Origin of the sequence: Arthrobacter sp. UC242_113 (assembly GCF_044054585.1) — a bacterium.
GTDB lineage: Bacteria > Actinomycetota > Actinomycetes > Actinomycetales > Micrococcaceae > Arthrobacter.
Window position 1 is genome coordinate 1,001,091 of sequence record NZ_CP171968.1, and the last position, 12,318, is coordinate 1,013,408.

A 12,318-nucleotide genomic window follows, 5' to 3' on the forward strand; every position below is an offset into this window, starting at 1 on the left:
GGGGCCAGGCGCTGCCGGTCAGGCGGCGACGGCGGCGGTTGCGCCCGGGGCTTCCGTCCGCGGCAGCGGCGGGCGGAAGTTGGCGCGGAGGTAGAAGAACATGACGGGGATGGCGTACAGGACCCAGGCGCCTGCTTCCAGCCAGGTGGTGGCGGGGGAGAAGTTCAGGGTCCCCTTCAGCAGGGTGCCGTACCAGGACGACGGCGGGACGGCGGCTGATACGTCGAAGGCGAGGCTGTGCAGCCCCGGCAGGATGCCGGCCTCCTGCAGGTCGTGGACGCCGTAGGCGAGGACGCCGCCGGCGATGACCACCAGGGCGACGCCGCTCCAGGTGAAGAAGCGGGACAGGTTGACCTTCAGGACGCCGCGGTGCAGGAGGTAACCGAGTCCGGCAGCCACGGCGAGGCCCAGGAGGGCGCCGAACAGAGGGGCGCCGGATTCCCCGCTGGCCTGGGCCGCGGCCCACAGGAACAGCGCCGTCTCCAGGCCTTCCCGCCCGACCGCCAAAGCCGCCACAAGCACCATGCCCCAGGCGGCGCCGTCGGCCACGCCATCGACGCGGGAGCGCAGTTCGCTGCCGAGCGTGCGGGCGGTGCGCGCCATCCAGAAGACCATCCAGGTGACCAGTCCGACGGCGACGATGGACAGGCCGCCGCCGATCGCTTCCTGGGCTTCGAAGGTGAGGCCGCGGGGACCGAAGGTCAGCAGGGCGCCGAAACCGACGGACACCGCGACAGCGATTCCCACGCCCGCCCACAGCCGGGGGAGCAGCGCTCGCCGGCCACTCTTGGTCAGGTATGCCATCAGCAGGACAACGATGAGCGTCGCCTCGAGGCCCTCCCGGAGGCCGACGAGGAAGTTGGCTGTCATGAAAACACCTTCTGCCGGAGGAGCCCGTCTTAGGCTCACCTAATCACGGGACTTTACACGGCCATGGCGATTAGGCAAAAGAATTGTGCCGTAATTGCTGTGAAAATTACTCCACCGGTTTGGGCGGCTTTTTACTGGGGGCGACCTGGGTGGGGGCAGATCGGGTTGGGCCGGGGAGAGCCTAGTTGCGGCGCCTGCGTGGGAGCGCGGAGACGCCCTCGGGCAACGGCGGGAGGCCGGCGAAGGTGCACACCATGTCCGACCAGGCTTCGAGGTGCGCCTGGACGTCAGCGCTGGCGGGAGTCCATGAGGCACGCAGTTCAATGTCGATCGAGGCGGGCCGGTCCTCCAGGGTTCCGAAGCTTTCGGACAGCACGCGGGTGGCGGTGCCGCCGGCGGCGCGGTAGGGGGCGTGGTGGGTTTCGAGGGCTTCCACGAGCCACGTCCACGCTACCGAGCCCAGCATTTCATCGTTGCCCATCTCGGCGTCGAGCTGGGCCCGGATGTAGGTGACGATCCGGAATTCGCCATCCCACACCGCGGAGCCGTCAGGGTCGTGCAGCAGGATGAAGCGCCCGGTGGCGAGCTCCTCGCCGTCGTCGTCGGCATCGTCACCGGTGGAGGCTCCGGCGGCGGCCGACCGGGCCAGCGCCATGGCCGCCGGCCCGTGGACCGGTGAACGGTCCCGGTCGCCGCCAGCCCTGCCGCCGCTTGGAACGATGACCTCGGCGCCGAGGGCCACAGCGAATGGCGCCAGCCGGGCGGGCGCCGGGATCTCGTCGAGGCGCAGTTCGCTGCGGCAGCGTGCTTTGCGGAGCGTTCCCAGCGCATACAGAAAATTCGCGGGAACCTGGGCCAGTGCGTTCACAATCGCAGGGTACGCAATGGAAACCGCCAATTACGGCAGGCTCGCCGCCTGCTTACGCAATCCCGCGCATGTTAGTGCGCTCCCGCCGGCGAGGACCCGTGCCTTGCCAGTTCGTCCCTAATGGCTGCCACGAAGGCATCGACATCCTCCTCGCTGGTGTCAAACGAACACATCCAGCGGACTTCGCGGGTGGCTTCGTTCCAGTCGTAGAAGCGGAAGGACTCCCGGAGCCTGTCCGCCACGCCTGCCGGCAATACCGCAAACACGCCGTTGGACTCCGTTTTCTGTGTGGGCTCCACGCCGTCAATGTCGTCCACCGCGGCGCGCAGCCTCGCGGCCATGGCGTTCGCGTGGCCGGCCGAACGGAGCCACAGGTCACCTTCGAGCAGGGCGATGAACTGCGCGGACATGAACCGCATTTTGGAGGCCAACTGCATGTTCATCTTCCGCAGGAAGAGCAGCCCTGGGGCGGCATCGGGATTCAGCGCCACCACCACCTCGCCGAACAGCAGCCCGTTCTTGGTTCCGCCGAACGACAGGATGTCCACACCGGCGTCGCGCGTGAAAGCCCGCAGCGGAACGCCCAGGTGCGCCGCCGCATTGGCCAGCCGCGCGCCGTCCATGTGCAGCTTCATGCCCTTGGCGTGGACGTGCTCCGCGATCGCCCGGACTTCATCCGCCGTGTAGCAGGTGCCCAGTTCAGTGGTCTGGGTGATGGAGACGGCCAGCGGCTGGGCGCGGTGCTCGTCGCCCCAGCCCCACGCTTCGCGGTCGATGAGTTCCGGCGTCAGCTTGCCGTCCGGGGTGTGCACCTGGAGCAGCTTCATGCCGCCCACACGCTCCGGGGCGCCGTTCTCATCCATGTTGATGTGTGCCGTGGACGCGCAGACCACCGCACCCCACCGGGGGAGGAGGGACTGCAGGGACAGCACGTTGGCGCCCGTGCCGTTGAAGACCGGGAAGCATTCGATACCCGGCCCGAAGTGCTCTTCCATCAGCTCCTGCAGGCGGGCCGTGTAGGCGTCTTCGCCGTAGGAGACCTGGTGCCCCTCATTGGCGGCGGCCAGCGCGGTCAGCACCTCGGGGTGCACCCCTGAGTAGTTGTCCGAGGCAAAGCCGCGCACGGACGCGTCGTGCAGCCTGGGCATGGTGCCGCTGCCGGCAGTTTCAACCGTTGTTGTCATCTCTTTGGTCACGCTTTCAGTCTAGGTAGTTGCGGCGCTCTGCGTATGCGCAGCGCCCGCGGGCACGGGGGCCAGCAGCAGCCGCTGCCCGTTCAGTTCGGCGGTGGGCTGGCTGAAGAGTCCGACGGCGGCCGCCGCCAGCTGCTCGACGTCCGTGTAGCCGGGAAACTTTCGTTCGGGCTGACTGCTGCGCATGCTTGCGTCCACCAGCGCCTTCACCACGAAAACGACGGCGGCACTGTGCTGGCTGTCCTGGCGGAAGCCCTCGGCCACTGCCATGGTCCACGCTTCAGCGGCGGCCTTGGCTGCCACGTAGCTGGCGACGCCGGCGTCGGGGCTGCCCACCGCCGTCGAGGACACCATGGCAAACCGCCCGCAGGGCGAGGCGACGAGGTCGTCGTAGAAGACCCGGGTGACGTTCCGGAGCGTCGTGACGGCGCTGCGTTCCAGGAAATCCCAGTCCTCATCGGTCTGGTCCGTGATGCCCTGCGCGCCGCGCCATCCGCCCACGAGGTGGATGACGCCGTCGATCCTTCCGGCAGTGCGCGCGAGCTCTTTCTGCAGTTCCCGCACGGCGGCGAGGTCGGCGAGGTCGCAAACCAGCGGCGTGGCGCCCCCGGCGGCTTCTGCGGCCTCCTCGATGCGTGCCTTATCCGATCCCACCGCGAAGACGGCGAAGCCAGCCTGCAGCAGCGCACGGGCGGCCGCGACCCCCGACGGTCCGCTGCCGCCCGTGACCAGCACGCGCAGTGGCCTGCCGTCTGTCATGCTGACCTCGCTCATGCGGCTGTCGCGGCCGGGCTGTCCCCCGGCTTAGCAGGGTGCGGCGTCTGAGCAGGATCCGAGGAACCGGTGATTCCCGCGGTGGATTCGATGACGGGGCGCATCTTCTTTTCCAGGGCCTCATAGAACATGGACAGCGGAAACTCGTCGTCCAGAACCTGGTCGGTGAGGCCCCGCGGCGGCCCGTCGAGGGGGAGGGCGCCTGGCCCCTTGGCCCAGACGGAGGCCGGGTTCGGGGTGACTGTCCCGGAGATCAGCTCATAGGCCGCCAGCCAGTGGGCGGTCTTGGGCCGGTCGATGGAGCGCCAGTAGAGCTCTTCGATCCGGGCACCCAGGTCCACAACGACGCCCGCAACGTGATCCCAGTCGATGGTCAGCCTGCTGTCCGTCCAGTGGAGGACGCGGTGCTGGTGCAGCCACGCGAAGAGTAGCTGGCCGCCGAGCCCGTCATAGTTGCGCACCCTGCTGCCGGTGATGGCGAACCGGAAGATCCGGTCGAAGATGACGGCGTACTGCACGAGCTTGGCATGCCGGCGTGCTTCCGGATCCGCTGCTTCGTCCTTTTCGATCTTCACGGATTCCCGGAAGGCCGTCAGGTCGCATCGCAGCTCCTCGAGGGAGTAAAGGAAGAACGGCATCCGCTGTTTGATCATGAAGGGATCGAACGGCAGGTCCCCGCGCATGTGCGTGCGGTCGTGGATCAGGTCCCACATGACAAAGGTCTTTTCGGTGAGTTCCTGGTCCTCGAGGAGTTCCGCGGCTCCCGCAGGCAACTCCAGCGAAGTGATATCGGCCGCGGCCCGGAGGACGCGGCGGAAGCGTGCCGCTTCCCGGTCTGCGAAAATGGCGCCCCAGGTGAACCGGGGCGTGGCGCGCACTCCCACCGTTTCGGGGAACAGCACGGCGGAGTTGGTGTCGTACCCGGGGGTGAAGTCTATGAACCGGATGGGCACGAACAGGCGGTTCGAGTACTCGCCCTGTTCCAGGCCTGCGATGAAGTCGGGCCACACGACGTCGATGAGGACGGCCTCCACGAGCCGGCCGCTGCTGCCGTTCTGCGTGTACATCGGGAAGACCACCAGGTGCTGCAGTCCATTCTCGCGGTCCGCCTGCGGCTGGAAGGCGAGCAGGGAGTCCAGGAAGTCCGGGACGCCAAACCCTTCCTCTGCCCAGCGGCCAAAGTCGCGGCACAGTAGGTCGAGGTAGAGGGCGTCGTGGGGAAACGCCGGTGCCAGCGCCTCGATGGCGCTGACAAGGGCGTCGACGTGGCCCTCCGCTGCAGGATGGCTGGCTTGGTCGGGGATGGAACCGTCCTGCACCTGCAGCTCCCGCAGGGCAATGGCCGCGGCCTTGAGGCGCCGCCATTCCGGGTGTTCCGTGGAGATTCGGGACGGTGCTGTGTGTACGGTTACGGTCATCGCTGGCCTCGCCTTTCGGGTTATCTGAGCTTCTACGGCGAGCGTAGCAAGCGGACAGGGTTCCTAATCGGTGAGAGGCGTGAGCATAAGAAAGTGTAGGGCTCGGGGCCGTCCGAATACCCGCTAGGCGCAGCGCCCGGCAGTCTCAGGCCTGGGTGTCGTCGGCGGCCGGAACCAGCTTCAGTGAGATGGAGTTGATGCAGTAACGCTGGTCCGTCGGGGTCCCGTAGCCCTCGCCCTCGAAGACGTGCCCGAGGTGCGAGTCGCAGTTGGCGCACCGGACCTCGATGCGCTCCATGCCCAGGGTCCGGTCGTGGATGTACCGCACCCGCTCTTCGGCCAAGGGCGCCCAGAAGGACGGCCAGCCGCAGTGCGAGTCGAACTTCTCCTTGCTGGTGAAGAGCTCGGTCCCGCACGCGCGGCAGTTGTAGGCGCCGGCGGTGTGGGTGTCCCAGTATTCGCCGGTGTAAGGGCGTTCCGTGCCGGCCTGGCGCAGCACGTGGTATTCCTCCGGCGTCAGTTCGCGGCGCCAGTCGTCGTCGGTCCGGCCGGCAGCAGTAGTAGCGGCGGTGTTGGTGAGGTCGGATTTCTCAGGAGTGCTCATAACCGGACCAACGCTCAGGAGTCCCCGATAAATCCCGAGCCCGCATACAGATGCAGCACCGGGAGGCCCAGCTTGTCCTGCGCCCGGTTGGCCCAGTCGGTATGGAAGGTGTCCGAGACGGCATGCGGCCTGGTGATGACCACGGCCTGGGCGGCGCCAAGCTCCTTGACCTTGGCCACGAGGCCGTTGACGGCGCCGCCGTCCACCACCTCGCCTGCAACGCCGCCGCCGATGCCTTCCAGGGCGCTGACCGAGGTGGCCAGGGTGGCGTCTGCCGCTGCCCGTTCCTCCGTTGGGTCCGGGGCGTGGGCAGTCAGCTCGCGGAAAGCCTTGGCAATGTCCAGCATCGAAAGGTTCTCGAGGAAGTCCACCAGGAGATGCCGTTCGGTATTGGCCGGGACCAGCACAACCAAGGGCGCGTCACCTCCGTCCACCAGGCGTTCGATGTTCACGCGGTCGTCCGCACCCAGCGGCTCTTCAGTCAGAATGACGATTGGATCGCTCATGGCATCAGCCTAGTCCCGCCCGCCAGCGCCTGCATGTATTTGGCGAGCATCCATTTGGTCAGCGTCCACTTGGCCGCGAATATGCCGGACGGGGCCGGATCGGTCAAGATGGGAGGCATGAATTCCGTGCAGGCTGCTATGACTGTCCCAGCTACTACCCAGGGCAACGCGATGACCCTGAGGGCGAAGTGGACCCTCGGGGGAGTCATTGCCGGCGGCGCCGCCGCTGCCCTGCTTGGTGCCGGATCCTCTGCCCTGGCGCTCTACTTCGCCCGCCGCGTCCTGACCCCCACCCGCGTGCGGGCGGCGGACCAGGAAGTCCTGGCGGTCATCCGGGAGGGCAGGGACCTGCAGGTCATCCTCGCGGCCACGCCGGAGACAACGCACGACGGAACGTACAGCCTCTTCTTCGACGCCGGTGCCGGGCATGCCCGCATCGGCAGGATCCTTTCCTATTCCCCGGCCGAGCGCACCGTGCTGCGTGAGGTGGAGGCGGTCTACAGCGGCAGCCTGGAAACCGCAGGGCGCGCCTGGTGGGGAGGTGCCGCGTACCAGCATCCCTCCGACGTAGGCCTGGCGTCCGAAGACGTCGACATTGAGGTTGAGGGCGGAACTGCCCCCGGCTGGCTCATCCCGGGTGTTGCCGGCGCCGAGACCTGGGCCATCATGGTCCACGGGCGCGGGGCAACCCGGCAGGAGTGCCTCCGTGGAGCGCGGGTGGTCCACGAACTCGGACTGCCCAATCTACTGGTTTCTTACCGTAACGACGGCCTGGCGCCGGCAGCATTCGACGGCCGGTACGGGCTGGGTTCCACGGAGTGGCAGGACATCGACGCCGCCATCGCCTTTGCCCTGGAGCGCGGCGCCCGCGAGGTCGTGCTGTTCGGCTGGTCCATGGGCGGAGCCATCTGCCTGCAGACCGCGGACCTCTCGGAGCACCGGCATGTCATCCGGGCCATGGTCCTCGACGCGCCGGTCATCGACTGGGTCAATGTGCTGGCCCACCACGCGGAGCTGAACCGGATCCCGTCGGCCGTTGGCCGGTACGGCCAGCTGATGATGGGGCACAAGGTGGGCCGCAGGCTCACCGGGCTCGCTGCGCCCGTGGACCTGAAATCAATGGACTGGGTGTCGCGTGCCGTTGAGCTCAGGACGCCGACGCTCGTCATCCACAGTGTGGACGACGAATACGTTCCCTACCAGCCCTCGGCCCTGCTCGCCGAAAAGAACCCGGAGATGGTCACGTTCGAGCCGTTCGAGGGCTCGCGGCATGCCAAGGAATGGAACGCTGATCCGGTCCGCTGGGAAGCGCTGGTCCGGGCTTGGCTGCAGCAGCAGCTGGCGCCGCGCCGTAATCCCGGCCAGCCGGAACCGGTTCAGCCTGACCCGGTTTAGCTTGCCTGGGAGCCTGTTCCGATCGCGGCAGTGACGGCTTTGGTGAGGCGCACAAGCTCGCGGGGATCCAGTTCGATGTCCAGGCCGCGACGGCCACCGGACACCAGGATGGTGTCCAGGGTGAGGGCGGTGAGGTCGATGACCGTGGGGGAGGGCTGCCGCTGTCCGAGGGGCGAAATTCCGCCCAGGACGTAGCCGGTGCGCCGTTCAGCCGTGGCTGGGTCCGCCATGGCGGCCTTCTTGCTGCCCAGCGCGGCAGCTATCGCTTTGAGGTCCAGGCTTCCGCTGACAGGCACGACGCCGACCGCCAGTTTGCCGTCCACCTCCACCATGAGCGTCTTGAAGACCCGTGCCGGATCGATCCCCAAAACCTCGGCTGCCTCCATGCCGTAGCTGGCCGCGGCCGGATCATGGCTGTACGGGTGCAGGTTAAAGGAAACGCCTGCCGCAGCCAGTACGGCTGTGGCAGGCGTTCCCTGCGACGTGTTCTTGCGCGCCATCGGGGGTCCGGCTCCTAGGCGTGGAGCCGGGCCGCGGCGGCCACCTTGCGCTTAATGCGCCCGAGCATCGCGGTCATGCCGCGCATGCGCAGCGGCGTGATGGCGCGGGTCAGGCCGAGCAGTTCCGGCATGTCGTCCGGAACAGCCAGGATCTCCTCGGCGGTCAGGCCGTCGAGTCCTTCATGCAGCACACCGGCGAAACCACGGGTGGTGGGGGCTTCCGGCGGTGCCTTGAAGAAGAGGCGGAAGGCGGGGGACCCGCCGTCGTTCTTTTCCGTCTCGATGGTGAGGAAAAGCGGTGACTGGCATTCCACCACCTGCTCCAGGAGCTCGGGGTGGTCGTTCAGACGCTCTGGAAGCTCCGGCAGGCCGCGGGAAAACTCCAGCAGTAGCTGCAGCCGCTCGGGCTCGCTCAGTGCCTGGAAGTCGTCGACAATCTCCGCCAGGGCGGTGGGAAGTGCTTGAGTGCTCATCACTTCCAGCTTACGCAGGTTGTCCCAGTCCGCCGCATTTTTACGGACGATTTAGCGCGCAGCAACTGCCGGCACTGAGCCGCGTTCGGCGCCCTTGGCAATCGGCACACGCACGGCGTTGCCCCATTCCGTCCAGGAGCCGTCGTAGTTGCGGACGGTTTCGAAGCCGAGGAGGAACTTCAGGGCAAACCAGGTGTGGCTGGAGCGTTCGCCGATGCGGCAGTAGGCCACGACGTCGTCGCCCTCGCTGAGTCCGGCCTCGCCAAGGTACAGCGCCTCAAGCTCGGCGCGGCTGCGGTAGGTGCCGTCCTCTGCTGCTGCCCGTGCCCACGGAATCGACGCCGCGGTGGGGATGTGGCCGCCGCGCAGCGCGCCTTCTTCGGGGTAAGCAGGCATGTGGGTGCGCTGGCCCGTGTATTCCTCGGGGGAGCGGACGTCGATCAGCGGCTTGCCCAGGTGGGCCAGGACGTCGTCCTTGAAGGCGCGGATGGGGGCATCGTTGCGCTCCACCACGGGGTAGTCCGCCACGGCCGGCGAGGGAATGTCGGTGGTGAGCGCGCGGCCTTCTGCGATCCACTTGTCACGTCCGCCGTCGAGCAGCCGGACGTCCTCGTGGCCGAACAGGCTGAAGACCCAGAGGGCGTAGGCGGCCCACCAGTTGGACTTGTCGCCGTAGATGACAACGGTGGCGTCGCGGGAAATGCCCTTCGCGGCGGCCAGGGCGGCAAACGCCTTGCCCTCCACGTAGTCGCGGGTCACTTCGTCGTTCAGGTCCGTGTGCCAGTCGATCTTGACCGCGCCGGGGATGTGGCCGGTTTCGTAGAGCAGGACGTCTTCATCGGACTCCACCACGACGAGCTTGCCGTCGTTAAGGGCGCCGGCGTCGATGGCCGCAGCCAGCCACTCGGTGGAAACAAGCCGCTCCGGGTGCGCGTAGGCGGCGAACTTCTCGTTCTGTTCAACGGGGTAGGACATGCGTATGGCCTTTCACTGAAACGGTCAGGTCAGACCGCCGGGGGACGGCGGGTCACTGCTCCCACACTAGCCACGGGCCGGTACGAATGCTCCTGTGTGTTAACAGGACGAAATGTGTGTGCTTGCTCACGGCATCGCCGGCAGCAACGCGTTGCCCGCAGGGCGGACTGCCAATGCCGGTATTCTTGCTGGGGACAAATCACCAGCAGAATGGACCACCTTGGTACAGATCGAAAAGCTCGCCACCCGGACGCCGGCGGTGTCGGTGGATGAGCTCCTCAAAGGTTTCTACCCATCGCCCAGGTTTGGGCAGGTGTCCTTTGCGAGTTACCGGCCCGATCCGAAGCAGCCGAGCCAGGCGGCAGCAGTGAACGCGCTGCAGGCATTTGCCGGAGGCGTCGGCACCGGGGACGGCGGGGGGTTGTTCAAAAGGCTTTTTGGCAAGAAGGACGCCACCACCCGCGCCGGCATTTACCTCGACGGCGGATTCGGCGTCGGGAAAACCCACCTGCTGGCCTCGCTCTGGCACGCTGCCCCCGGGCCCAAGGCCTTCGGTACCTTCGTGGAATACACCAACCTGGTGGGTGCCCTGTCCTTCCGGAAGACCGTCGACGCGCTGAGCTCCTACAAGCTTGTGTGCATTGACGAGTTTGAACTGGACGATCCGGGCGACACGGTCCTGATGTCCCGCCTCATGCGGGAACTGGCCGACGCCGGCGTGAAGCTCGCGGCCACCTCCAACACCCTGCCCGGCTCGCTGGGCGACGGCCGCTTTGCCGCCGTGGATTTCCAGCGTGAGATCCAGGTCCTGGCGGACCAGTTCGATGTCATCCGGGTCGACGGCGAGGACTTCCGCCACCGTGGCCTGCCGGCGGCGCCTGCACCGCTGCGGAACAGCGAACTCCACGCCCACATGAAGGCGGAGTTTGACGGCAAGACCGTCGCGGAGGATGACTTCGGCACCCTCATCTCCCACCTCGCGGGTGTTCATCCGAGCCGCTACCGCAAGCTGCTTGACGGTGTGGACGGCGTGGTCTGGCGGGACGTGGAAACCATCACCGAACAGGCGGTGGCCCTGAGGTTTGTGGTGCTCGCCGACCGCCTTTACGACAAGGACGTTCCGATCCTGGCCAGCGGCGTGCCTTTCGACAAGCTGTTCACCGAGGAAATGATGAACGGTGGCTATATGAAGAAGTACTTCCGGGCGGTCTCGCGGCTCACAGCGCTGGCCCGGGAGGGCCAGAACCACGAGCCCTCGTAGACGCGGGCTCCTTTAGACGGGCAAGTCTTCTTTTGGGAACGTCTTCTTTCGGGAACGTCTTCTTTCGGGAACGCGAAAGGTGCCGGCACCGCCTCTCGGCGGGACCGGCACCTTTTTGACGTTTAGGGGCGAAGCCCGGTGAGTCCTGGCTACGGAGCCTTCTCAGCCGGCGGCACGTTGTCCGCCGGTCCCTGGGTAGGCCTCTCATTGGCTTTGTCAACGAGAGTGGAAGCGCCAGTCTGGACCTTATCTACCTGGCTGGTGTATTTGCCGCCCGTCTTGGAGTCGACAAAATCACCTGCTTTGGTGATGCCGTCCTTGATGGACTGCTCGTTGCCGCGGATCAGACCCTGAGCTTTGCCCTTTAGATCGTCAAGTAAACCCACGAGCACCTCCCTTCAATCGCGGAGCCAGTTCGCTCCTCCGCATTCGATCCTAGCGTCGAAGGCCGTGCCTGCCAAGGAGTTATTGACAAAAGTTGTCAAGAAGTATGAGGACAAGAAAAAAGCAGCTCCGGGGAGCTGCTTTGTTTTCGTGGGCGATACTGGGATCGAACCAGTGACCTCTTCCGTGTCAGGGAAGCGCGCTACCGCTGCGCCAATCGCCCGGAGCCGGTGGAACCGGCGGTATTCCTGGGTTCGGATCCTAGGGATCAAGAGAGCGGACGACGAGATTCGAACTCGCGACATCCACCTTGGCAAGGTGGTGCTCTACCAGCTGAGCTACGTCCGCATTTTTGAAGTTCAGCCGAGTGGCCGAGCGTTCAACTACAAGCAAGTGTCCTTGCTCTGGTGGGCGATACTGGGATCGAACCAGTGACCTCTTCCGTGTCAGGGAAGCGCGCTACCGCTGCGCCAATCGCCCATTGCATCCGGTATACCGGAAACCATGGTTTTCACCGAGGTGGGTACGGGATTCGAACCCGTGTATACGGCTTTGCAGGCCGCTGCCTCGCCTCTCGGCCAACCCACCGTGTAGGCCGATTCCGGGGAATCAGTGCCATGACAGTGTCCTGCGAGCGGACGACGAGATTCGAACTCGCGACATCCACCTTGGCAAGGTGGTGCTCTACCAGCTGAGCTACGTCCGCATTTCGGAGCCGTGATTCCCTGCCGTATTTGGCAGTTCGTCGCGTTCCAACGAGTAAGAACTCTATAGGAGGTTCCGGGAAACTCCAAATCGAGGGCTGGCGTGGTGGCGAGGGGAGCCGTACTTCCTTGAATTCTAGGGAAATTCTTGAATTACAGAGGTGTAGTTCCTTGAGCCTGGGCAGGCCGGCGCCGCCGCGGGTGCTGGTCCCGGGCGCTCTTTGGACACCTTGCTCCACTGACCCTTTCCGCGGGTCAGTACGCCGATTTCCGTTAACCGGCGATCGTCCGCTAGCATTCAAATGCATCGGGGCGATTGGCGCAGTGGTAGCGCGCTTCGTTCACACCGAAGAGGTCACTGGTTCGAACCCAGTATCGCCCACCGATGGAAAG

General features: G+C 66.1%; 14 protein-coding genes and 6 tRNA genes. 3 read left to right on the forward strand and 17 right to left on the reverse strand.

Going from position 1 to position 12,318, the window contains the following annotated elements:
- Positions 1–18 precede the first annotated feature (18 nt).
- The 8 genes from efeU to ACHMXB_RS04500 form a co-directional block, all read right to left on the reverse strand.
- Positions 19–870, reverse strand: coding sequence for an iron uptake transporter permease EfeU (gene efeU, locus ACHMXB_RS04465; RefSeq protein ID WP_395403113.1), 852 nt, complete (start codon positions 868–870; stop codon positions 19–21).
- Between the two features lie 181 nt (positions 871–1,051).
- Positions 1,052–1,741, reverse strand: coding sequence for a DUF3000 domain-containing protein (locus tag ACHMXB_RS04470; protein ID WP_395405123.1), 690 nt, complete (start codon positions 1,739–1,741; stop codon positions 1,052–1,054).
- Between the two features lie 68 nt (positions 1,742–1,809).
- The gene (locus ACHMXB_RS04475) at positions 1,810–2,922 is read right to left on the reverse strand and encodes a threonine aldolase family protein (RefSeq protein ID WP_395405125.1); all 1,113 of its coding nucleotides are present in this window, start codon (positions 2,920–2,922) and stop codon (positions 1,810–1,812) included.
- Positions 2,923–2,943: 21 nt separating this feature from the next.
- Entirely contained in the window at positions 2,944–3,705 is a 762-nt protein-coding gene (locus ACHMXB_RS04480) for an SDR family oxidoreductase (RefSeq protein WP_395403115.1), read from the reverse strand.
- Complete coding sequence (locus tag ACHMXB_RS04485; protein ID WP_395403117.1) at positions 3,702–5,123, reverse strand: DUF6421 family protein; 1,422 nt, start codon at positions 5,121–5,123, stop codon at positions 3,702–3,704. Before ACHMXB_RS04485 ends, ACHMXB_RS04480 begins: the two co-directional genes overlap by 4 nt.
- Positions 5,124–5,268: 145 nt before the next feature.
- Positions 5,269–5,727, reverse strand: a complete 459-nt coding sequence (gene msrB, locus ACHMXB_RS04490) for a peptide-methionine (R)-S-oxide reductase MsrB (protein ID WP_395403119.1) — start codon at positions 5,725–5,727, stop codon at positions 5,269–5,271.
- A gap of 14 nt (positions 5,728–5,741) precedes the next feature.
- Positions 5,742–6,233 carry a hypothetical protein gene (locus ACHMXB_RS04495; protein ID WP_102973073.1) on the reverse strand — a complete coding sequence of 164 codons (492 nt, stop codon included), beginning with the start codon at positions 6,231–6,233 and terminating at the stop codon, positions 5,742–5,744.
- Positions 6,230–6,352, reverse strand: a complete 123-nt coding sequence (locus tag ACHMXB_RS04500; RefSeq protein WP_395403121.1) for a hypothetical protein — start codon at positions 6,350–6,352, stop codon at positions 6,230–6,232. The genes ACHMXB_RS04495 and ACHMXB_RS04500 overlap by 4 nt, the downstream gene beginning before the upstream one ends.
- Here ACHMXB_RS04500 and ACHMXB_RS04505 point away from each other — a divergent pair.
- Positions 6,351–7,628 (forward strand): alpha/beta hydrolase family protein, encoded by a 1,278-nt coding sequence (locus ACHMXB_RS04505; RefSeq protein WP_395403123.1) that lies wholly within the window; start codon positions 6,351–6,353, stop codon positions 7,626–7,628. The two genes, ACHMXB_RS04500 and ACHMXB_RS04505, sit on opposite strands and share 2 nt — an antisense overlap.
- On the opposite strand, the gene ybaK is transcribed toward ACHMXB_RS04505, so the two are convergent.
- The 3 genes from ybaK to ACHMXB_RS04520 are packed head-to-tail and all read right to left on the reverse strand — an operon-like array spanning position 7,625 to position 9,576.
- Positions 7,625–8,128, reverse strand: a complete 504-nt coding sequence (gene ybaK, locus ACHMXB_RS04510) for a Cys-tRNA(Pro) deacylase (protein ID WP_395403125.1) — start codon at positions 8,126–8,128, stop codon at positions 7,625–7,627. The genes ACHMXB_RS04505 and ybaK overlap by 4 nt on opposite strands.
- Before the next feature lie 14 nt (positions 8,129–8,142).
- On the reverse strand, positions 8,143–8,601 hold the full coding sequence (locus ACHMXB_RS04515) for a SufE family protein (RefSeq protein WP_395403127.1): 459 nt from the start codon (positions 8,599–8,601) through the stop codon (positions 8,143–8,145).
- Positions 8,602–8,652: 51 nt separating this feature from the next.
- On the reverse strand, positions 8,653–9,576 hold the full coding sequence (locus tag ACHMXB_RS04520) for a sulfurtransferase (protein ID WP_395403129.1): 924 nt from the start codon (positions 9,574–9,576) through the stop codon (positions 8,653–8,655).
- A 220-nt stretch (positions 9,577–9,796) separates the two neighbouring features.
- Here ACHMXB_RS04520 and zapE point away from each other — a divergent pair, with 220 nt between their 5' ends.
- Entirely contained in the window at positions 9,797–10,837 is a 1,041-nt protein-coding gene (gene zapE / locus ACHMXB_RS04525; RefSeq protein ID WP_395403131.1) for a cell division protein ZapE, read from the forward strand.
- A 149-nt stretch (positions 10,838–10,986) separates the two neighbouring features.
- On the opposite strand, the gene ACHMXB_RS04530 is transcribed toward zapE, so the two are convergent.
- The 6 genes from ACHMXB_RS04530 to ACHMXB_RS04555 form a co-directional block, all read right to left on the reverse strand.
- Positions 10,987–11,223: an antitoxin gene (locus ACHMXB_RS04530; RefSeq protein ID WP_111903627.1), complete on the reverse strand. Its 237-nt coding sequence runs from the start codon at positions 11,221–11,223 to the stop codon at positions 10,987–10,989.
- A gap of 149 nt (positions 11,224–11,372) precedes the next feature.
- Positions 11,373–11,444: transfer RNA gene (locus ACHMXB_RS04535), tRNA-Val, on the reverse strand.
- Between the two features lie 52 nt (positions 11,445–11,496).
- Positions 11,497–11,569: transfer RNA gene (locus ACHMXB_RS04540), tRNA-Gly, on the reverse strand.
- 57 nt (positions 11,570–11,626) lie between these two features.
- Positions 11,627–11,701 (reverse strand) — tRNA-Val (locus ACHMXB_RS04545).
- Between the two features lie 37 nt (positions 11,702–11,738).
- Positions 11,739–11,809, reverse strand: a tRNA-Cys gene (locus tag ACHMXB_RS04550).
- A gap of 45 nt (positions 11,810–11,854) precedes the next feature.
- Positions 11,855–11,927: transfer RNA gene (locus ACHMXB_RS04555), tRNA-Gly, on the reverse strand.
- A 308-nt stretch (positions 11,928–12,235) separates the two neighbouring features.
- Here ACHMXB_RS04555 and ACHMXB_RS04560 point away from each other — a divergent pair.
- A tRNA-Val gene (locus tag ACHMXB_RS04560) sits at positions 12,236–12,307 on the forward strand.
- Positions 12,308–12,318: the final 11 nt, after the last annotated feature.

Coding starts and splice junctions, on each gene's coding strand:
- efeU (WP_395403113.1), bottom strand. CDS start 870: ATGACAGCCAACTTCCTCGTCGGCCTCCGGGAGGGCCTCGAGGCGACG.
- ACHMXB_RS04475 (WP_395405125.1), bottom strand. CDS start 2,922: ATGACAACAACGGTTGAAACTGCCGGCAGCGGCACCATGCCCAGGCTG.
- ACHMXB_RS04480 (WP_395403115.1), bottom strand. CDS start 3,705: ATGAGCGAGGTCAGCATGACAGACGGCAGGCCACTGCGCGTGCTGGTC.
- ACHMXB_RS04485 (WP_395403117.1), bottom strand. CDS start 5,123: ATGACCGTAACCGTACACACAGCACCGTCCCGAATCTCCACGGAACAC.
- msrB (WP_395403119.1), bottom strand. CDS start 5,727: ATGAGCACTCCTGAGAAATCCGACCTCACCAACACCGCCGCTACTACT.
- ACHMXB_RS04495 (WP_102973073.1), bottom strand. CDS start 6,233: ATGAGCGATCCAATCGTCATTCTGACTGAAGAGCCGCTGGGTGCGGAC.
- ACHMXB_RS04505 (WP_395403123.1), top strand. CDS start 6,351: ATGAATTCCGTGCAGGCTGCTATGACTGTCCCAGCTACTACCCAGGGC.
- ACHMXB_RS04500 (WP_395403121.1), bottom strand. CDS start 6,352: ATGCCTCCCATCTTGACCGATCCGGCCCCGTCCGGCATATTCGCGGCC.
- ybaK (WP_395403125.1), bottom strand. CDS start 8,128: ATGGCGCGCAAGAACACGTCGCAGGGAACGCCTGCCACAGCCGTACTG.
- ACHMXB_RS04515 (WP_395403127.1), bottom strand. CDS start 8,601: ATGAGCACTCAAGCACTTCCCACCGCCCTGGCGGAGATTGTCGACGAC.
- ACHMXB_RS04520 (WP_395403129.1), bottom strand. CDS start 9,576: ATGTCCTACCCCGTTGAACAGAACGAGAAGTTCGCCGCCTACGCGCAC.